This window comes from Citrobacter sp. RHB20-C16 (assembly GCF_013890155.1).
In the GTDB taxonomy this organism is placed as follows: domain Bacteria; phylum Pseudomonadota; class Gammaproteobacteria; order Enterobacterales; family Enterobacteriaceae; genus Citrobacter_A; species Citrobacter_A amalonaticus.
The window spans coordinates 1,806,666-1,827,818 of record NZ_CP057630.1; the positions used below are offsets into that span (position 1 = coordinate 1,806,666).

At 55.4% G+C, this 21,153-nt stretch carries 15 protein-coding genes; 6 read left to right on the plus strand and 9 right to left on the minus strand.

The window, feature by feature from the left end; all coding sequences use genetic code 11:
* Positions 1–38 precede the first annotated feature (38 nt).
* On the minus strand, positions 39–959 hold the full coding sequence (ldtB, locus tag HVX64_RS08670; RefSeq protein ID WP_042320414.1) for a L,D-transpeptidase: 921 nt from the start codon (positions 957–959) through the stop codon (positions 39–41).
* Positions 960–1,176: 217 nt separating this feature from the next.
* Between ldtB and HVX64_RS08675 the strand changes: the two genes are divergently transcribed.
* A complete protein-coding gene (locus HVX64_RS08675; protein ID WP_044256415.1) occupies positions 1,177–2,772 on the plus strand; it encodes an ABC-F family ATPase in 1,596 nt (531 codons plus the stop codon).
* Positions 2,773–2,953: 181 nt separating this feature from the next.
* Here HVX64_RS08675 and HVX64_RS08680 read toward each other — a convergent pair whose 3' ends face one another.
* Together HVX64_RS08680 and HVX64_RS08685 are read right to left on the minus strand one after the other, a co-directional pair.
* Positions 2,954–5,317 (minus strand): glycoside hydrolase family 31 protein, encoded by a 2,364-nt coding sequence (locus tag HVX64_RS08680; RefSeq protein WP_044256413.1) that lies wholly within the window; start codon positions 5,315–5,317, stop codon positions 2,954–2,956.
* Between the two features lie 17 nt (positions 5,318–5,334).
* The gene (locus HVX64_RS08685; protein WP_044256410.1) at positions 5,335–6,636 is read right to left on the minus strand and encodes an MFS transporter; all 1,302 of its coding nucleotides are present in this window, start codon (positions 6,634–6,636) and stop codon (positions 5,335–5,337) included.
* Between the two features lie 285 nt (positions 6,637–6,921).
* On the opposite strand from HVX64_RS08685, the gene HVX64_RS08690 reads away from it, so the two are divergent.
* Positions 6,922–7,995: a LacI family DNA-binding transcriptional regulator gene (locus HVX64_RS08690; RefSeq protein ID WP_043001263.1), complete on the plus strand. Its 1,074-nt coding sequence runs from the start codon at positions 6,922–6,924 to the stop codon at positions 7,993–7,995.
* Here HVX64_RS08690 and HVX64_RS08695 read toward each other — a convergent pair.
* From HVX64_RS08695 to HVX64_RS08710, 4 genes are all read right to left on the minus strand, one after another.
* Positions 7,992–9,254: a DUF1479 domain-containing protein gene (locus HVX64_RS08695; RefSeq protein ID WP_044256408.1), complete on the minus strand. Its 1,263-nt coding sequence runs from the start codon at positions 9,252–9,254 to the stop codon at positions 7,992–7,994. The two genes, HVX64_RS08690 and HVX64_RS08695, sit on opposite strands and share 4 nt — an antisense overlap.
* Positions 9,255–9,402: 148 nt before the next feature.
* Positions 9,403–10,218, minus strand: coding sequence for a Cof-type HAD-IIB family hydrolase (locus HVX64_RS08700; RefSeq protein WP_044256406.1), 816 nt, complete (start codon positions 10,216–10,218; stop codon positions 9,403–9,405).
* 146 nt (positions 10,219–10,364) lie between these two features.
* Complete coding sequence (locus tag HVX64_RS08705; protein ID WP_044256404.1) at positions 10,365–12,797, minus strand: glycyl radical protein; 2,433 nt, start codon at positions 12,795–12,797, stop codon at positions 10,365–10,367.
* A gap of 4 nt (positions 12,798–12,801) precedes the next feature.
* Positions 12,802–13,701 (minus strand): glycyl-radical enzyme activating protein, encoded by a 900-nt coding sequence (locus tag HVX64_RS08710; RefSeq protein ID WP_181825382.1) that lies wholly within the window; start codon positions 13,699–13,701, stop codon positions 12,802–12,804.
* Positions 13,702–13,832: 131 nt separating this feature from the next.
* Between HVX64_RS08710 and fsa the strand changes: the two genes are divergently transcribed.
* The gene (gene fsa, locus HVX64_RS08715; protein WP_043001258.1) at positions 13,833–14,495 is read left to right on the plus strand and encodes a fructose-6-phosphate aldolase; all 663 of its coding nucleotides are present in this window, start codon (positions 13,833–13,835) and stop codon (positions 14,493–14,495) included.
* 88 nt (positions 14,496–14,583) lie between these two features.
* On the opposite strand, the gene moeB is transcribed toward fsa, so the two are convergent.
* Positions 14,584–15,342 (minus strand): molybdopterin-synthase adenylyltransferase MoeB, encoded by a 759-nt coding sequence (moeB, locus tag HVX64_RS08720; RefSeq protein WP_044256400.1) that lies wholly within the window; start codon positions 15,340–15,342, stop codon positions 14,584–14,586.
* A complete protein-coding gene (moeA, locus tag HVX64_RS08725) occupies positions 15,342–16,577 on the minus strand; it encodes a molybdopterin molybdotransferase MoeA (protein WP_181825383.1) in 1,236 nt (411 codons plus the stop codon). Before moeA ends, moeB begins: the two co-directional genes overlap by 1 nt.
* Positions 16,578–16,761: 184 nt before the next feature.
* On the opposite strand from moeA, the gene iaaA reads away from it, so the two are divergent.
* The 3 genes from iaaA to gsiB are packed head-to-tail and all read left to right on the plus strand — an operon-like array spanning position 16,762 to position 21,152.
* A complete protein-coding gene (gene iaaA / locus HVX64_RS08730; RefSeq protein ID WP_044256398.1) occupies positions 16,762–17,727 on the plus strand; it encodes a beta-aspartyl-peptidase in 966 nt (321 codons plus the stop codon).
* Positions 17,714–19,585: a glutathione ABC transporter ATP-binding protein GsiA gene (gene gsiA / locus HVX64_RS08735; protein ID WP_044256397.1), complete on the plus strand. Its 1,872-nt coding sequence runs from the start codon at positions 17,714–17,716 to the stop codon at positions 19,583–19,585. The genes iaaA and gsiA overlap by 14 nt, the downstream gene beginning before the upstream one ends.
* A gap of 28 nt (positions 19,586–19,613) precedes the next feature.
* On the plus strand, positions 19,614–21,152 hold the full coding sequence (gene gsiB, locus HVX64_RS08740) for a glutathione ABC transporter substrate-binding protein GsiB (protein WP_044256396.1): 1,539 nt from the start codon (positions 19,614–19,616) through the stop codon (positions 21,150–21,152).
* The last annotated feature ends 1 nt before the right edge of the window (position 21,153 follow it).

Consider the following 21,153-nt stretch of genomic DNA (forward strand, 5'->3'; position numbering starts at 1 on the left):
GGAAAAATTATCCGCCCTTTATATTGTCCAGATTCGTATCAATTCAGACGAACAGGCATCCCTGAACGGTTCTGAATCGCTTGCTCTACCACGTTCTGGTCAACATCGGCCTGATTGGTGATGTTCTGAATGCTCTTCGACAGGGTAATCGGTACGATTTCGCCGCCTTCAAACTGCGCTTCAGTCGTCGACAGTGGGTTGTGAACTTCGATGTAACGGCTGCCATCAGGCTCAGTGGTTGCTTTTACCGGCTCATCGATAAACTGTACGCGCGTGCCAACAGGCACATTCTGGAACAGGAATTTGATGTCTTCGTTACGCAGACGCACGCAACCGTGGCTCACGCGCAGGCCGATACCGAAGTTGGCGTTGGTGCCGTGAATGGCGTACAGACGCCCAATGTATAGCGCGTACAGACCCATCGGGTTATCCGGACCTGCCGGAACAACGGCAGGCAGCGGTTCACCTGCGGCACGATATTCAGCGTGCATTTTCGCGGTTGGCGTCCAGGTCGGACCGGCTTTCTTACGTTCTACTTTGGTGGTCCAGTTGATTGGCGTGTCTTTACCTAACTGACCGATACCGATAGGCAGGACGATCACCGTATTGGTGCCTTTCGGGTAGTAGTACAGACGCATTTCCGCACTGTTAATCACGATACCTTCGTGCACGGTGTCCGGCAGAATCAACTGCTGCGGAATATTCAGCACGGTGCCGCCTTTCGGCAGGAAGGTATCCACGCCCGGGTTGGCTTCCAGCATGTTGGAAAGTCCCATCTGGTATTCCGCAGCAAAATATTCCAGCGGCTGCGTGTTACCTTCCGGGATGGTGATAACCTGATTCTGACCAATGACGCGACTACCATCCGTTGGCAGAGGATAGGTGACAGCGGATGCGGTACTGCAAAAGCCGACGACCGCGAGTGCTGCCGCGAAAAACGTTGTTAATTTCATATTCATGTTATGCGAGATTCATTGCCTGGCAGGCTGTTGGGTTGAGAATTCTGTAGTGTTGGGAGCGCATTATATGTGCATTCCTGTTAACAGGGAATTCAGATGTGTACGAAATCACATTTTTTTCCTGTTACCCCAGTGTAGTCGTTTGCGACGAGGCGCGATCTTATTTCAGACTTGTGGCATAATACGCGGTTTGTCACATATTCTTTAGGATACGTCCGTGTTAGTTTCCAGCAACGTCACCATGCAGTTCGGCAGTAAGCCGCTGTTCGAAAACATTTCCGTCAAATTTGGCGGCGGCAACCGTTACGGCCTGATTGGCGCCAACGGTAGCGGTAAATCCACCTTTATGAAAATTCTCGGCGGCGACCTTGAGCCGACGCTGGGTAACGTTTCTCTCGATCCGAACGAGCGTATCGGTAAGCTGCGCCAGGATCAGTTTGCTTTTGAAGAGTTCACGGTGCTCGATACGGTGATCATGGGCCACGGTGAACTGTGGGAAGTGAAGCAGGAGCGCGATCGTATCTACGCCTTGCCGGAGATGAGCGAAGAGGATGGCTACAAGGTGGCCGATCTGGAAGTGAAATACGGCGAAATGGACGGTTACTCGGCTGAAGCGCGCGCCGGTGAACTGCTGCTTGGCGTTGGTATTCCGGTAGAGCAGCACTACGGTCCGATGAGCGAAGTCGCTCCTGGCTGGAAGCTGCGTGTCCTGCTGGCCCAGGCGCTGTTTTCCAATCCGGATATTCTGCTGCTCGACGAACCGACGAACAACCTGGACATCGATACCATTCGCTGGCTGGAGCAGGTGCTGAACGAACGTGACAGCACTATGATCATCATTTCGCACGACCGTCACTTCCTGAACATGGTGTGCACGCACATGGCGGATCTCGATTACGGCGAACTGCGAATTTATCCGGGGAACTACGACGAATATATGACCGCCGCGACGCAGGCGCGCGAACGTCTGCTGGCGGATAACGCCAAGAAAAAAGCGCAGATTGCCGACCTGCAATCCTTCGTCAGCCGTTTTAGCGCCAACGCCTCTAAATCTCGTCAGGCGACGTCTCGTGCCCGTCAGATTGATAAAATCAAACTCGATGAAGTGAAGGCATCCAGCCGTCAGAACCCGTTTATCCGCTTCGAGCAGGACAAGAAACTGTTCCGTAACGCGCTGGAAGTGGAAGCGATCAGCAAAGGTTTTGATAACGGTCCGCTGTTTAAAGGCGTGAACCTGCTGCTGGAAGTCGGTGAAAAGCTGGCGGTACTGGGGACCAACGGCGTGGGTAAATCGACGCTGCTGAAAACGCTGGTGGGCGATCTGGACGCCGACAGCGGTACCGTGAAATGGTCTGAGAACGCGCGCATTGGATATTACGCGCAGGATCACGAATATGAATTCGAAAACGATCTGACGGTCTTCGACTGGATGAGTCAGTGGAAGCAGGAAGGCGATGACGAACAGGCGGTGCGCAGCATCCTTGGCCGTCTGCTGTTCAGCCAGGACGACATCAAAAAGCCAGCTAAGGTGCTGTCGGGTGGTGAAAAGGGTCGCATGCTGTTCGGTAAATTGATGATGCAGAAACCAAACATTCTGGTCATGGATGAACCGACTAACCACCTCGATATGGAATCCATCGAATCGCTGAACATGGCGCTGGAGATGTATCAGGGTACCCTGATCTTCGTTTCTCACGACCGTGAATTTGTGAGCTCGCTGGCGACCCGCGTGCTGGAAATCACCCCAGAGCGCGTGGTGGACTTCAGCGGTAACTACGAAGACTACCTGCGCAGTAAAGGGATCGACAACTAATTTCCCGTCGTCTTTCACGCTGCAGATGCGTTGGCTTCACCTGTTCACCCCGGTCACTTACTTATGTAAGCTCCCGGGGATTCACAGGTTTGCCGCCTTCCTGCAGCGCGAAATACTTAGGGAAAGGAGGCGTGCTCCTGTTCCCTCTCCCCGTAGGAGAGGGCTAGGGTATCAGCCCGCACTACACCACCCATTCACTCTCTTCAACGCCATTCACCAACAGCGTGCGTCTTTCGCCTGCCGGTAACGACACCTTCAGCGCTTTCCACGCCGGACGATAATCCCCGCGGGCGTTCACCTTCAGGTTAATGGTTGCGCCGTCGCATTGCATTTCCCACTCTACCCACAGCGCATTGCCGTGCTGATATCCCCATGACTCGCCGTCATCTTCAAACAGCAGACCAGAGGTCGTTCCGACACCGTTGACCGGGTATAGCATCAGTTCCCGGGTATCGTCTTTTTCGGCACTGACATGGGTAATGCGCTCGCTTAACGGCAGACCCGCCCCGGCGCGTACCAGCAGCGGCAGTTTTTCCAGCGGCGCATCGCGGGTGATCCACTGACCGCCAGAGAACCACTCGTGAGTGTAAAAATCGTACCAGCCGGTTTCGTTATCCGGCAGCCAGACGCGGCGCTCACGCTGACCCGCTTCTACCACGCTTGCCACCAGTATGTCGCGGCCCAACAGGAAATCATCGCATTCTTCAAAGGTCTGCGCGTCATGCTCATGGTCGAGGAACGTCGGACGTAGCATCGGTTCGTCATCGGCATGCGCCTGCCAGAGCAGGGTGTAGAGATAGGGCAGCAGCCGATAACGCAGCACTATCGCACTGCGAATGGCTGGCGTCACGCCCGGATACATCCATGGCTCGTTCACCGTATGATCGTCATTCCACGAGTGAATGGTAAAGCGTGGATGCATCACCCCATTCTGTACCCATCTTACGAACAGTTCGGCGTCGGGTTTATCGCCAGAGAATCCGCCGACATCGTGACCGACGTTGAACAGCCCGGAAAGACTCATACCCAGCCCCATGCGGGTGTTATAACGCAGCGTGTCCCAACAGGTGCGGTTATCGCCGCTCCAGGTCTGAACATAACGTTGCATCCCTGCACAACCCGAGCGGGAAATCAGATACGGACGCTTATCCGGGGCAAAACGCTGTTGCGCTTCCAGCGAGGCGCGCATCATCAGCAACGGCATTACCGGGCGAATGTGTTTGATGGCAATTTCCTTGCCAAAGCCGTAACAGCGCGCTTCGCCGTCCCACACTTCGAACTCGTTGTTATCGTTCCAGGTGGAGTCGATGCCCATCTCCAGCAGTTGCGTCGTCACACCGTTCTGCCACCACTGAATGGTCTCCGGGTTGGTAAAGTCGAGGTGCGATCCTTCGTCATCCCAGAAGCTGGAACGTTCCGGTGAATCGGTTTCTGAATCACGAATAAACAGGCCGCTTTCCGCGACGTCGTTATAGCGAGGATGATCCTGCAACAGACAGGGCTTGATGTTGGCAGCAAGCTTCAGCCCGGCATCGTGGAATGCCTGACTCATCACTTTAGGTTGCGGCACTTTGTCGTAGTTCCAGTTAAAGACATAGCGCTTACCGTTAATTGAGGTATATCCCGACGAGAGCTGGAACGAGTCGCACGGAATCGCGTGTTCTTCACACAGTCGGATAAAGTTCATGAGTTGGTTTTGCGCGTCCGGCGCGTCGGTATAGTGCATCGTGGAACCGCTGTAGCCCAGGCTCCACTTCGGCCCAAACAGCGTTTTCCCGGTCAGGCGCACAAAAGCTTTAGTGACGTCCAGTACCCGTTTGCCGGTAAACAGGTAGTAATCAATATCGCCTGCTTCCGCCTGCCAGCGGCGATAAGCGGTGTGATAATTATCGATCTCGTTCCCCAAATCCAGCCAGCAACTGCTCAGGTTGTCGTAAAACAGGCCGTAGCTCACGTCGTCGCGGCGGGTGAGAGTGAACGGGATGTGTTTGTACAGCGGGTCGGTGCTCACGGCGTTGTAACCCATCGCATCCAGATTACGCATTTCATAGCGCTTACCGTTACGCTGTAGATCGCCGGCTTTTTCACCCAGGCCGTAGAAACGTTCGTCTTTACAGCGGCTCAGGTAATGTGCGACACCATCGCCGTGGGCGTTGATCAGATAGGCGCTGGTGGCGCGATCGTTGACCAGCGACTGCCAGGCGCCGGCATCGTTACGATATTCCCACTCCAGCCACAGTGGTTGATGGACGGTGACGCGCAGTTGGTGGGTCGACACCGTCACGCTATCGTCCTGCTGTGAAAGCGTCCAGTCCGGGCAACTGAAACCGCTGATGTCGTCGCGGTGCCGACCTTCCCACGGTACGTCTTTTTCAGGCGCGATGCTCCAGGTTCGGTCCAGCGCCAGTTCACCTTTGCGTTTGATCAGCACACGGAAGAGATTTTCTTCCAGTACGTAAAGACACAGACGGTGCTGTTTATCCACCATCAGTTCAAGGTGAGTGGCCGATTGTTTATCAAGGGTCCAGTTTTTCAGGGTTTTCATATGCAATACATCCACGATCAGGCGCGCTTGGCGCGACGTTCAGCAATAAATGCCACCAGGAAAACAGCGCCAATCAGGTCAAAGAAACCCATGGCAATGAAGAGGGGGTTAAAGCCGATTTTGTCAGCCGTAACACCAATCAAAAGAGAGAACAGGAAGCTGGCGATCCACGCCGCCGAACCGCGCATACCGTTAACGGTGGCCATCTGACCTTTATCAAACGACTCGACAACGAGCGCACTCAGCATGCAGGAGATGATCTGATGTCCGAAGCCGCCAATAGAGATCAGGATAATGGTGATATACGGGTCGCGGGTAATGGCCACAATGGCCAGAGAGATCATCAGGAACGCGCCCGTCACGGAACTGGCTACGACCGAGTTAACGCGGGAGCAGCCGAACCAGCGGGTATACAGACGCGTCAGGTAGCCACTCGCCACGCTGCCGAGATCGGCGGCCAGGAACGGTAGCCAGGCAAACATCGCGATCTGCTTCAGATCCATACCGTGTTCTTTGGCGAGATACAGCGGCACCCAGAAGCTCAGTACGGCCCAGGCCGGCTCCGCCATAAAAGCCGGGATGGCGATACCATAGAATCGTTTGTTTTTTGAGACGGTTTTTAACGCTGTCAGGAAAGGCAGCTTGACGGCTGGTGGTTCGTTATCCTGCTTAATAAAGTCCAGTTCATCTTTACTCAGATTCGGATGCTGTTCCGGGTTGTGATAGAACGCCCACCACAGGACGACCCACACCAGCGCCAGCACACCGGTAAACATAAACGCACCCTGCCAGCCAAACGAGGCGTGCGCGAAGTAGATGATAGGCGGCGCGAGCATCGCGCCAATCGAGAAACCCACGCCAGCCCAGCCGGCAGCGACGGGACGCTCTGATTTCGGAAACCATTCGCCGATTGTTTTCGCGTTGGCCGGGGTGGCGGCCGCTTCTGAAGCCCCCATAAAAAAGCGCAGAATCGCAAGGTGCAACCAGCTTCCTGCACCGGCATGAAAAATACACATGAGCGCCCAGATGCCAGCGCAAACCATGAAGCCAATTTTCAAACCAATCACGTCGATCAGCCATCCGCATAACGGCTGGAAAATGGTGTAGGCAATCTGAAATGCGCCGACAATCCACGAATATTGCTCGGTTGTGATGCCCAGGCTCTCTTTCAGTTCCGGTGCCAGAATGCCTAATGAATTTCGGGTGATGTAGTTAACGGTGACGCCGAGTAAAAAAAGTACCAGCACATACCAGCGCAGATTTTTTATGACGCGACGGGGTTTGCTTGTCGCAACCGTATTGTTGATGTCCTGACTCATTTTCTGTCTCCACAAGACGGACGGTAGGGGGATGAATGTTTAAAATGTCATACGGTTATCGCTTTAGTTTTTATTGCGTTAAGCGATGAAGTTGCTATACAACTAGTATGGAAGCTGTATGACAAATTCACCTTAAGGGAGAAAATGGGCGACCAATAGCAGAATTTGTGCAAGCTTTCTCATCAATGCACGCAGTCATCTGCCACTATTCATTCGAAGCGAGTCAGAGCTTCAATTTCAGGTCGTGAAAATTTTTTCATGAGGCAAGTGGAGCAAGATCACAAAATGGATAAAAGGTTAAAAATCAGGGAAATTGCCGCCCGAACGCAGCTCTCGATCAGCACCGTTTCGCGTGTGCTGGCGGGTAAGTCCAACACCAGCGACAACGCCCGGCGTCTCGTGCTGGAATGCGCACGTGAACTGGGTGTGATGGAGGGGATGGCGGCAGGACGTCTGCTACTCAATAGCCTGATGATCTTTGCGCCACAGCGGGCATTTGATGAGCGGTCCGACATCTTTTATTACCGTGTGATCCAGAGTGTGAATAAAGGACTGGCTTCGCACGAAGTCCGGTTGCGCTACTGCGCTCTTGAGGAACATGACAGTGATGCGCAATTGTTTCTGGCGCGAATGAACGAACCGGATACGCATGCCGCTATTTTGCTGGGGATCGACGATCCGCATATTCATGATTTAGCCGTTGATGTCGGAAAACCGTGCCTGTTGATTAACTGTCGCGATCGGCTCATGCGTCTTCCCGTGGTGGCACCCGATCATCGGGCGATTGGTGAACGAGCGGCGGGCTATCTGTTTGAAATGGGGCATCGTGAGGTGATGAACGTTCTCTGCCTGCGCCGATACACAATGGAGCTGCGCTTAGCAGGGATCCGCGATGCGTGGCGGTCACATAACATGAAGTTCACTGACGACCGCGATCTGCTGGTCGCCACAAATTTTAGCGCCAGAGAGACAGAACAACTGGTCAGTGAATGGATCAGCGAGAGAAAAGGGCAAGATTTACCCACCGCCTTTTTAGTCGGGGGAGATTTTATGGCGGCAGGGGTCATCAGCGCGCTGCAAAAACGGGGATTACGTGTCCCTCAGGATATCTCGGTGATGAGTATCGATGGTTTTAATCTGGCGTCGATTCAGGATGTCCCCTTAACAGCAGTTCATGTTCCTCGGGATGAGTTGGGGACAGAAGCAGTGTATATGCTCCAGCAACGTCTGGTGCGCCCGGAGGCGCCAGTCAGTTCGTTGTTACTCAATGGTACGCTTGCGGTACGGGAGTCGGTCCGGCGGATACGTCAGGGGAAACGACGCACCGCCGTTGAACAGGAAGGTCTGTATGATCGTTAACTCATCCCCAGCGCGCGCTTGCCGTGGATATTCAAATCCGCCAGCGTGAAGCGGCCTTCCCAGTCTGTTTCGTAATCCTCTCGCGGGAAATCGCCCGGTGACGCGCCTTTCTCCAGCGCGGCCTTCACGCTGTGCGCATAGGCCAGATTTTTCTCGCACAGCGGGGCGGCGGGAATATACATCACATTGCCCCAGCCCTGCTGATTGTCGACCGGCGCCACGGAGTGAATCACATCGCAATGCCACCAGACGGAATCGCCTGCTTCCAGTGGCGGAATACTGGTAAGCGCCTCAATCAACAAAGGATGCCATTGTTCGGATATCGGCAGTACCCGCCCTGGCGCCACGCCACACAGTTCATCTTCCGGAACATCATCGAGCAAAGGACGTAAAAGCACATAGGCCATGGCTTCCGGAATGGGGACGACATGCAGTAAACCCTGACCGGGCAACATATCCGACAGTGCGGTCCAGCCCTGGAAGGTGCGAAATACTGAACATTTGGTGGTGTTGTCCACCGTATACTCTTCCACTTCCGTACGATGGGCGGCCTGCCACGGATCGTATTCCGCCAGCTTGCCGTTAAACACATTCGCGAAGACGCGCTGATAGGCCGGCAGCAGCCAGCGTTCCAGCGCGCCGGAATCGGTGTGCGCGCCCAGCCCTTTTGACGTGGTTCCCGGTGGACGGCGACGGATCCTGTCTGGGTAGATCACGCTGACATCCGGGTTAAACCACTGCTTGCCCTCGCTTTCAAAGGTCCACAGACGGTTGAGGAACGACTGCACGTTAGCCATCTCTTCACTCTGTCTGGCCTGCATTTGCGCCTGCGACCAGTAGATCGGATAAATCTCCGGACGCGAAGCGGTGAGGGTGCCAAAGAAGTTATCGCCGGGGCCTTTGTACACCTCGTCAAAATGGTTTCTGTCCAGATAGTCCAGCATCGACTGATCCCAGGCCAGCGCCTGCTCACGTGGGAAGTGACCTTTGATGACCGCACAGCCGCGACGTTTGATCTGTTCGCGCTGCTGCGCCGTGACGGTGCCAGCGTTGATATCGGCATACGATAGCTCAGGCCACACCGGGGCGCCCTGTGCGTTAAGTGCGTTGATTTCCGCCACGCGGGTGGCAATGGTATCGCTAATCTGGCTGAAGATCTGTTGGACGTCGCCGAGCTGCGCCCGCAGTTCCTGCTTCATCTGACGGATCGCCGCTTTATGGTCGACCGGTAATGTGTCGCTTGTGAAGGAAAAAGCCATAACCACCTCGCATAACTTTCATTCGAAACTTATTTTTCTTACAGGTGATAATATAAGTTATAAAAAAGTTAATGCAAGTTTAAAATGTTGAGGTGGCAAACAGGGGGGAAGAAAATAAAACCGGAACAGGGTGTTCCGGTTATTGCCGTCACACGTTGAAAGGGTCGGTGTTATCCAGCACGGCCTGAATCACGTTCAGCGCGCCGTCATGGTTATTGTCATCCGTCTGAAAGCGGGCGATTGCTTTGATACTGTCGGTGGCATTCGCCATCGCGAAAGCGTAGTGCGCCATTTTCAGCATTTCTGCATCATTGCCGCTGTCGCCAATCGCCACGACTTCTTTTGGTGAAAGGTTCCACCGTTTCAGCAATCGGCTGATGCCATTCGCTTTGTGCAGCCCCGGAATGATCAGATCGATAAAGCCGAAACCGCTGGTCACGGGTTTCATAATGCCGTCCAGCGCCGTGTGCAGGTGGTCGATAACCAACGGGATCTGCTGGTCTGGCAGATTCAGCGAGAACTTAAACAGCACGTCGTCGATGTCATGGTAGTCCTTCACCGGCTTCAGGCGGTGGTAGTGCTTCGACATCAGTGCGACAAAGGGTTCCGGCGCGTTTTCACTGACGTACGCGCTTTGCAGACCGCAGGCCACAAAGTTGAGCTGTTTATCTTTCAGCAATTCGCCCATCACAACCTGAGATTCGTGACGCGTGAGTTCGCCGTGAAAAAGCTGTTTGCCATGCTCAAACACCAGCGCGCCGTTTTCGGCAACGAAAGAGATCTCGTCTTTGAGTTCGGGGAAGAAAGAGATGAGCTGGTAATACTGATTGCCGCTGGCGACGACGAATTCAATGTTGCGTTTTTTTAGCTCATGGTACTGCGCCATAAATCGTGCGTGATCGTACTTTTTGGCGTCATTGAGAAAAGTACCGTCCATATCGGTGACGATAACTTTAACGGTCATATAAAGCTCCTGGCTCAAAACTGCGACCAGAAACATTTTAATAACAATGTGACCTAAAGCACAAATTTATTTCGAATGAAAGCGGTGAAGAGGGACGAGTAGGCCGGATAAGACGCTTTGTGTCGCCATCCGGCCTACGGGGAGAATTACAGCATATGTTCGGTACGGGCGATGATATCGTCCTGCGTGTCCGGTGAAAGTGCAGTGAAGAAGGCGGAATAACCGGCTACACGGACCACCAGATCACGGTACTGATCAGGATGTTTTTTCGCCTCCAGCAAGGTTTCGCGCGACACGATGTTGTACTGAATGTGCCAGCCTTTGTGCTCTTCAAAGAAGGTGCGCAGCAGGATCATCAGTTTCTGCTTGTCGGATTCATTTTCCAGCGTTGCCGGGTTCAGCTTCTGGTTTAACAGTACACCGCCCAGAATTGAACCGGTAGGCAGTTTACCGACCGAGCCAATCACCGCCGTTGGACCAAGATGGTCAGTACCGGACGCCGGGCTTGCCCCTTCGGCCAGCGGAGTATGGGCTTTACGCCCATCTGGTGTGGCCATAGTCGCTGCGCCGAACGGCACGTTTGCCGAGATAGACGAGGTGCCCGCGTAATAATTGCCGCCGACCGGACCACGTCCGTAGCGTGGGTTATGGTACTGCTTCAGTTCATCAATATAGGTCTGGTAAGCGCGAGCCAACAGGGTGTCGACCGTGTCATCATCGTTGCCATACTTCGGCGCGCCGTTGATTAAACGCTGACGCAACTGCTCATGAGTCAGGCCGTCAAAATCATCAGCCAGCGCGGCCGCAAGCTGTTGCTGACCGATGGCCCCCTGTTCAAAGACCAGTTTTTTCACCGCGGCCAGGCTGTTGCCGAGGTTGGCGATACCCACCTGCAAGCCGGATACCCAGTCATACTTCGCCCCACCTTGTTTAATGCTCTTCGCCCGTTCGATGCAGTCATCCACCAGTGCCGAGCAGAGAATATCGTGCACGTTCTCTTCAAGCATGGTGTCGACCACATACTCAATCTCAATCGATTTACGCGTGTAGTAGCGGATTTGCGCATCCCATGCGGCCATCACCTCATCGAAATTGTTGAAGTTACCGGCGGAAAGCGCTTTTTCCTGCGGCAGGAAGACTTTCCCGCTGGTGGCGTCACGACCGCCTTCCAGCGCAGCGAGCATCACGCGGGCAAAGTTGATAAAGCTCATGCCGGTGCAGCGGTAGCCCCACTTGCCGCCGACCGCGGTTTCGATACAGCCGATCGCTGCGTAATCGTAGGCGTCCTGCGGCTCAATTCCGAGTTTGATAAATTCCGGGATGACAATTTCATCGTTGTTAAATGCTGGCATCCCAAAGCCACAGCGGATCACCTGCACGCAGGCGTCGAGGAAGTCATTGCTCATCCCGGCGTGATAACGCACGCTGAGGTTAGGCTGAGTGGAGCGCAGACGACCGCACGATTCAAGGATCGCGTAAGAGAGCGGATTGACCGCATCCATCGGTTGACCGTTAACCAGGCTTTGTCCGCCAATGGTGACGTTCTGATAGAGGGGGCTGCCTGCAGAGGCTTTAGAGTGCGATCCGGAACGGATTTTGTTCACTTCCAGCAGCTTAAGCCAACAGCTGTGCAGCAGTTCAATGGCGTGTTCGCGGTCCAGCGACTGGTTCAGCTCCACGTCACGGCGGTAGTACGGATAAAGATACTGGTCCATACGCCCGAACGACACCGAGTGACCATTGGACTCAATTTGCAGAATCAACTGGATGAAGTAGCACAGTTGCAGCGCCTGCCAGAAAGTTTGCGGCGGCTGGTGGGCGATCAGATCGCAGTTTTCCGCTATTGCCAGCAGTTCGTTACGACGGCTGATACGCGTCTCTTCACTTGCCATTTTACGTGCCAGTTCGGCGAAGCGGGCGATGTGGTCACTGACGGCAACCAGCACAATATCAATGGCTTTCAGGAACTGCTCGCCATGCAGATCCTCGAGAACAGTCAGGTTAATACGAGAACGGCGCTCTGCGACTTTTTCCCGCAGGCCGTCAATGCCTTTTTCCAGCAGCAGCGGGAAGTTCACCGCCAGGTGTGCGTCACCGGAGGTCATGTTGCCTTCAGCTTTGATAATACCGGTTTCCAGCAACCCTTTTTGCTCATCAGTAAACATGCCGTAGCAGCGGTCCTGAACGGTCTGACCGCGCCACCACGGGCACACGGCATGCAGGACGCGCTTGTTCTCTTCACTGACCGCAAAACCAGCCCCTGGTCTGTCCGCCAGGTCGTCGATTTCTTTTTCAATCCATGACACGGTGTATTCCGGGAAGATCGGCGCGGCGCGGACTTCGCTTGCCTGGTTACCGATGATCAGCTCGTCGTGTTTGATCCAGATGGTTCGTTGTGCCAGATGATGTGCCAGTGCCAACGCGCGGCGTACCGGAATCGGCTTGTCCAGATGCTGCTGGTACATTTCAGTGTAATGCTGCGCGCGTTCGGTACAGACCGGTGGTTTGACGATATGCACCAGCGCGGTTTTGTGCGCTTTGATGCGGTCGCTGAGCGTATCCAGTTTCAGTTGGGTCATGGGTTTATCCTCGTAAAGTCGCGGTCAAACCTTTCGTGCAGGCGTACTGCTGCGCAAAGGCGAGCAGATCGGGTGCATCCAGCGGCTTATCCGGCGCGTGGTAGGGTTGGTTGAGCAAGTGGTATTTATTGATGCCCAGCGTGTGGTAGGGCAAAAAGTGGATCTCGCTGACGTGCAGTTCGTCGGCGGCAAAATCGGTAATCGCTTTAATGGCCTCTTCATCCGCGTTAAACCCCTGAACCAGCGGAACGCGGATGATGATTTTTTTCCCGGCAGCGGCGAGCTTTTTCAGGTTTTCCAGCACGCGTGATGCGCTGCCATCCGTCCATTGCTTAAACGGCGCGTCGGCAACGTGTTTCAAATCTGCAAGGAACAGATCGACCCAGGGCAATGAAGGTTCAATGTATTTCCACGGCACATGCAGACAGGTTTCAACTGCGGTATGAATGCCCGCCTTGTGGCTGGCTTTAAACAGCGACGCGGCCAGCTCTGGTTGCATAAACGGTTCGCCGCCCGAAAGCGTAATACCGCCGCCGCTGCGGTCATAAAAAGGTTTATCGTGCAGAACGGTGATCATTATTTCATCCACGCTTTTCACCTCGCCGCAGACGGTCAATGCCTGAGTGGGGCAACAATCGGTCAGGCGGGTAAGATGCGCGTCAGTGAGTTTTTCGCGATGGATAAGGAGGCCATTCAGCGCGCGTTCGATGACGCCCGGCGCCGCCTTTACGCAAAGCTCGCAGCCTTCGAGGCACAAACGTGCATCAAACAGCAGATCCTGCGTGCGCGCCCGGCTTTCTGGATTCTGACACCAGCGACAGCCCAGAGAGCATCCTTTAAGGAACACCACGGTGCGGATACCGGGGCCATCGTGTGTAGAATAGCGCTGAATATTGAAAATCATAAACGGCCTCATTTGTTTCGTATAAAGATTAAATAACTTTCGAATGAAAGTTATGTTGACGTGCGTCAACTAACAGAAAGGTTTTGCCGTGGTATCTTTCATTTATGCTAACGAGTCGTTGAGGAATGATTATGGAACTTTATCTGGATACGTCCGATGTTGACGCGGTGAAAGCGCTGGCGCGAGTTTTCCCGCTGGCGGGCGTGACCACCAACCCCAGTATTGTGGCGGCGGGGAAAAAACCGCTGGATGTCTTATTGCCACAATTGCATGAAGCGATGGGAGGACAGGGGCGTCTGTTCGCTCAGGTGATGGCGACAACGGCACAAGGGATGGTGAGCGATGCGCGCAAACTGCGTGGGATCATTGCTGATATCGTGGTGAAAGTGCCGGTCACGGCGGAAGGTCTGGCGGCGATCAAACTGCTGAAAGAGGAAGGCATTCCGACGCTGGGAACGGCGGTGTACGGGGCGGCGCAGGGGCTGCTGTCGGCGCTGGCGGGGGCGGAGTATGTTGCGCCTTACGTGAATCGTGTCGATGCGCAGGGCGGCGATGGCATTCAGACCGTCAACGATTTGCAGAATTTACTGACGATGCATGCGCCGCATGCCAAAGTGCTGGCCGCCAGTTTCAAAACACCGCGTCAGGCGCTGGATTGTCTGCTGGCGGGTTGTGAATCCATCACCTTACCGCTGGACGTTGCCCAGCAGCTGATTAGCTCTCCGGCTGTTGATGCGGCGGTGGCGAAGTTTGAACACGACTGGCAGAGTGCCTTTGGGCGCACGTCGCTGTAAATTGTAGGTCGGATAAGGCAACGTCGTCATCCGGCAATTCGCGCCATCATTGCCTGATGGCGCTACGCCTTATCAGGCCGGAATCTACTCAGGATGATGCTTCCCCACACACCTCGCAGCCCGGATTACGCATCAGCTTCATTTCGCGGAACTGGCAGGTCATGGCATCGTACATGACGATTTTCCCTGACGCGGGCTGACCATACTGCGCCAGCAGCTTTATCGCCTCCATTGCCTGGAGCGATCCTATCACCCCAATCAGCGGCGCCATCACTCCGGCTTCCACGCAGGTCAATGCATTTTCACCAAACAGACGGCTCAGACAGCGATAGCAGGGCTCACCTTCTTTGTAGGTAAAGACAGTGATCTGGCCTTCCATGCGGATCGCCGCGCCAGAAATCAGCGGGACTTTTGCCGCATAACAACCCGCATTGAGCTGGTTACGAATCGCGACGTTATCGGTGCAGTCCAGCACCAGATCGTGTTCGGCGATGAGTGCCCGAAGGGCGGTCTCGTCCAGCAGTGCATTAATCGGGGTAATCGCGACGTGCGGATTAATTCGTCTTAGCGCGGCACGCGCCGACTCCACTTTCGGCTGGTTGAGGGTCGCATCGCTGTGCAGCGTCTGGCGCTGCAGATTTGACAGCGACACGGTGTCGAAATCGAGCAGCGTCAGGTGGCCGACGCCGGCGCTCGCCAGATACTGCGAGGACGCACAGCCCAGCCCACCGAGGCCCACTACCAGTACTCTGGCTTCCTTCAACGCTTCCTGTCCGTCAAAGTCAAAGCCGCGCAAAATGATCTGCCGGTTGTAGCGCAGCATCTCCTGATCGCTGAGTTCTGCCATCACAGGCCTCCGAACAGCGCGTTGAAGGGTTCGACTTCCACCCATTCACCCACTTCGACGTTACCACGATCGCGCTCCAGCACAATGAAGCAGTTGCCCTGACTGAAGGAACTAAAAATATGTGAACCCTGATGGCCTGTGGTACTTACTTCCAGTTCACCGTTAGCGGTGCGCTGCAGCATACCTCGCTGGAAATCGAGACGTCCCGGCGTTTTCTTCAGTCGCGAAGCGGTACGGACGCGCTGGCGCGCGGGTAATCCGCTGGCCGTATTGCCGCTCAGTTTCGCCAGCAGCGGCTGAACCAACTGGTAGAAGGTCAGCGCCGCTGAGACCGGGTTGCCCGGCAGACCGCAGAACCAGCTGTTGCGCAGTTTGCCAAAGGCGAACGGTTTGCCCGGCTTGATTGCCAGTTTCCAGAAAGTAATTTCGCCCAGCTCTTCAAGAATGGTTTTGGTGTAATCCGCTTCACCGACCGACACGCCGCCGGAGCTAATCACCACATCCGCCTGACTGTCGGCTTCGATAAACGCCGTGCGCAGGGCGTGCGGATCATCGCGGATGATGCCTAAATTGATTACGTCGCAACCCAACTGTTGCAGCATCAGGTGCACCGTCAGGCGGTTGGTATCATAAATCTGACCTTCGCCGAGTGGTTGACCGGGCAGTTGCAGTTCATCTCCCGTCGAGAACAGCGCAACGCGCACTTTACGCACCACCTGGACGTCGGCAATGCCGAGCGAGGCCAGTACCGGCAGTTCGCCTGTGGTAAGACGTGTACCGGCAGGGAAAACCACCGCGTTTTGCCCGATGTCTTCGCCACGACGGCGGATATTTTGCCCGGCGCGAACGTCGGCGGTAAAACGCACGCCGTTGTCTGTCTGTTCAGTCTGCTCTTGCATCACTACCGCGTCACATCCCGGCGGTACTGGCGCACCGGTCATAATGCGAATACAGCTGCCCGCAGGCCATTCTCCCTGGAACGGCTGACCGGCGAACGCTTTGCCAACGACCGGCAGCGGATGTCCGTTGGCGAGATCGGCCAGACGTACCGCGTAACCGTCCATCGCCGAATTATCGAAACCCGGGACGTCCAACGGCGAAACTACGTCAGTCGCCAGAATTCTGCCAAAGCACTGCACCAGCGGTAACGTCTCGACGGCGGTGAGCGGGGTAACACGCGACAACATTTCGGTAAGCGCCGTTTCCAGCGGCATCAGTCCGGCGGTAAATTCCATGAAAACACTCCTGCGGGGCAAAATCGAATCCGTCTATTATGTCAGAAAATGCGAGGGGACTGTATGCCACCTCGGACTTAGGAAGGGTGTGAATGCTTTACATGCTAATCGCATCTTTCTATAGTCAAAAATCGAATCAATAACTCTACAGAATTCTGATATTTGTAGAAGACGGACGGCAAATATGGGCAAAGCAGTCATTGCAATTCACGGCGGTGCAGGGGCGATTACCCGCGCGCAGATGAGCCAGGAGCAGGAATTACGCTATATCCAGGCGCTTTCCGACATTGTCGACGTCGGGCAAAAGATGCTGGAAGCGGGAGAAAGCGCGCTGGATGTGGTCACTGAAGCCGTGCGACTTCTTGAAGAGTGTCCGCTGTTTAATGCCGGGATCGGCGCGGTGTATACCCGTGATGAGACCCATGAGCTGGACGCCTGCATCATGGATGGCAATACCCTGAAAGCCGGCGCGGTGGCGGGCGTCAGCCATCTGCGTAACCCGATCCTTGCTGCCAGACTGGTAATGGAGCGTAGCCCGCATGTCATGATGATTGGCGCAGGCGCTGAAAAATTCGCGGCCGGAGAAGGGATGGCGCTGGTGTCTGCGGATCTCTTTTCGACGCCTGAACGTTATCAACAACTGCAGGTCGCGCGCTCAAGCGGCGAAACCGTGCTGGATCACAGCGGCGCGCCGCTGGACGAAGACAAAAAAATGGGCACCGTGGGCGCGGTAGCGCTGGATGTGCATGGCAATCTGGCGGCAGCGACCTCGACCGGAGGCATGACCAACAAATTACCGGGCCGCGTCGGCGACAGTCCGCTTGTTGGGGCGGGCTGTTATGCCAATAATGCCAGTGTGGCGGTCTCCTGCACCGGTACCGGCGAAGTGTTTATCCGCGCGCTGGCGGCTTACGATATTGCGGCGTTGATGGATTACGGCGGGCTGAGCTTATCGGAGGCCTGCGAGCGGGTAGTGATGGAGAAGTTACCAGCACTCGGCGGGAGCGGCGGGCTGATCGCCATCGATCATGAAGGGAATGTGGCCTTGCCGTTTAATTGCGAAGGCATGTATCGCGCCTGGGGTTATGCCGGGGATACACCAACGACCGGGATTTACCGGGAAAAAGGGGACACCGTTGCCACACAGTGATGCGCTTGATGTCAGCGACGTGCTGGCCGTCAGCAATCTGAATATAGCCTTTCAACAGGACCAGCAGCGCACTGAGGCGGTGCGAAACCTGTCGTTTCGTCTCAGGCGCGGCGAGACGCTGGCGATTGTCGGTGAATCCGGTTCAGGAAAATCGGTCACCGCGCTGTCGCTGATGCGACTGATTGAACAGTCTGGTGGTGAGGTGCAGTGCGAGCAGATGCTGCTGCGTCGTCGTAACCGCGAGGTGATTGAGCTGGGTGAACAGAGTACGTCACAGCTTCAGCGGGTCCGTGGCGCCGATATCGCCATGATCTTTCAGGAGCCGATGACGTCGCTCAATCCGGTGTTTACCGTGGGTGAGCAGATAGCCGAGTCCATTCGCCTGCATCAGGGGGCGGGACGTGAAGAGGCGATGGCGGAGGCGAAGAGGATGCTCGATCAGGTTCGCATTCCGGAGGCGAAAGCGATCCTTTCACGCTATCCCCATCAGCTATCCGGCGGCATGCGCCAGCGGGTAATGATTGCGATGGCGCTCTCGTGTCGCCCGGCGGTGCTGATTGCCGATGAACCGACAACCGCGCTGGACGTCACGATTCAGGCGCAAATCCTGCAACTGATCAAAGTTCTGCAACGAGAGATGTCGATGGGAGTGATTTTCATCACTCACGATATGGGCGTGGTCGCGGATGTCGCCGATCGTGTACTGGTGATGTATCAGGGCGAAGGGGTGGAGACCGGCACTGTGGAACAGATCTTCCGCGCGCCACAGCATCCTTACACGCAGTCATTATTAGCGGCGGTACCGCAACTTGGGGCGATGAAAGGTCTCCCTTATCCGCGCCGCTTCCCGTTGATCTCTCTGAGCGAGCCGGAAAAGCGTGAGCGGCCTGTCGATCAAAATACGGTGGTCGAGGGAGAGCCCATTTTGCAGGTACGCAATCTGGTGACTCGTTTCCCGTTACGTAGCGGTATCCTTAATCGGGTGACCCGTGAAGTGCATGCGGTGGAAAATGTCAGCTTTGATCTCTGGCCTGGCGAGACGCTATCGCTGGTCGGTGAGTCAGGCTGTGGCAAATCCACCACCGGACGTGCGCTACTGCGCCTGGTGGAGTCGCAGTCCGGCGAGATTATTTTCAACGGTCAGCGAATCGATACGTTGTCCGACAGTCAATTGCAGCCATTGCGTCGCGATATTCAGTTTATTTTTCAGGATCCGTACGCCTCACTCGACCCGCGACAAACCGTGGGTTATTCCATCATGGAGCCACTGCGCGTCCACGGGTTGTTGCAGGGGAAGGCGGCGGCCGATCGGGTGGCGTGGCTGCTGGAGCGTGTCGGGTTGAAACCTGAACATGCGTGGCGTTACCCGCATGAGTTTTCCGGCGGACAGCGCCAGCGGATCTGTATTGCCCGCGCGCTGGCGCTCAATCCAAAAGTGATTATTGCCGATGAGTCGGTCTCCGCGCTGGATGTGTCGATTCGCGGGCAAATTATCAACCTGCTGCTCGACTTGCAGCGAGAGCTGGGGATCGCCTGGCTGTTCATCTCGCATGATATGGCCGTCGTTGAACGGATCAGCCACCGCGTGGCGGTGATGCATATGGGGCAGATTGTTGAGATCGGCCCACGCGCTGCGCTGTTTGAAGATCCTCAGCATCCGTATACCCGCAAGCTCATGGCGGCGGTTCCGGTTGCCGACCCCGGACATCACCGCCCGCAGCGGGTGCTGCTGTCGGACGATCTGCCCAGCAACATTTACCGGCGCGGCGAAGCGCCTGCACCGGTTTCATTGCAGTTAGTCGGGCCCGGACATTATGTCGCGCGTCCACAACAAGAAAATGCGCTATTGCGTTTATAACAATCAGGCAGGGTTCAGGAGAAAAAAGATGACAAAATTACTCGCCCGACATTGGCTACTGGCATTAGGCGCGACGACCGCGCTGGCGGCGTCCCCGGCGTTTGCCGCGAAAGATGTAGTGGTCGCGGTGGGGTCCAACTTCACCACGCTCGATCCGTATGATGCGAATGACACCTTATCGCAGCAGGTGGCAAAATCGTTTTATCAGGGGCTGTTTGGCCTTGATAAAGAGATGAAGCTGAAGAACGTGCTGGCAGAAAGTTACACCGTCTCTGACGACGGCCTGGTGTATACCCTTAAATTGCGTCAGGGGGTGAAATTCCAGGACGGGACCGACTTTAACGCCGAGGCGGTGAAAATAAACCTCGATCGCGCCAGCGATCCCGCCAATAGCCTTAAGCGTTATAACCTGTATAAAAACATCGCCAAAACAGAGGCTGTCGATCCCGCGACGGTAAAAATCACTCTGAAGCAGCCGTTCTCCGCGTTTATTAATATTCTGGCGCACCCGGCAACGGCGATGATCTCACCAGCCGCGCTGGCGAAATACGGCAAAGAGATTGGCTTTCATCCGGTCGGCACTGGTCCGTATGTGCTGGACACCTGGAATCAAACCGATTTTGTGAAGGTGAAGAAATTTGCCGATTACTGGCAGCCGGGATTACCGAAGCTGGATAGCATCACCTGGCGTCCGGTCACTGATAACAATACCCGTGCGGCGATGCTGCAAACCGGGGAAGCACAGTTTGCCTTCCCGATCCCCTACGAGCAGGCGGCGCTGTTAGAGAAAAACAAAAATCTGCAGCTGGTCGCCAGTCCGTCGATCATGCAGCGTTACATCAGCATGAACGTGACGCAAAAACCGTTCGACAATCCGAAAGTCCGCGAGGCGTTAAACTACGCCATCAACCGTCAGGCGCTGGTGAAAGTGGCGTTTGCTGGTTACGCGACCCCGGCTACCGGCGTGGTGCCGCCGTCGATTGCTTATGCGCAAAGCTACACGCCCTGGCCTTACGATCCGGCAAAAGCGCGTGAACTGCTGAAAGAAGCGGGTTATCCAAACGGTTTTAGCACCACGCTATGGTCATCGCACAATCACAGTACCGCCCAGAAAGTGTTGCAGTTTACCCAACAGCAACTGGCGCAGGTGGGGGTTAAAGTGCAGGTGACGGCGATGGATGCCGGTCAGCGCGCGTCGGAAGTTGAGGGCAAAGGGCAGAAAGAGAGCGGCGTGAGAATGTTCTACACCGGCTGGTCGGCGTCGACCGGTGAAGCCGACTGGGCATTGTCGCCGCTGTTTGCCTCACAAAACTGGCCGCCAACGCTGTTTAACACCGCGTTCTACAGCAATCCGCAGGTTGACACTGACCTCGCCGACGCGCTGAAAACGACCGATCCGCAAGAGAAAGCGCGGCTGTACAAAGCGGCGCAGGATATCGTCTGGAAAGAGTCGCCGTGGATCCCGCTGGTGGTGGAAAAACTGGTCTCGGCGCACAGTAACAAACTGACCGGTTTCTGGATCATGCCAGATACCGGGTTCAGCTTTGATGATGCAGATTTGAAATAAG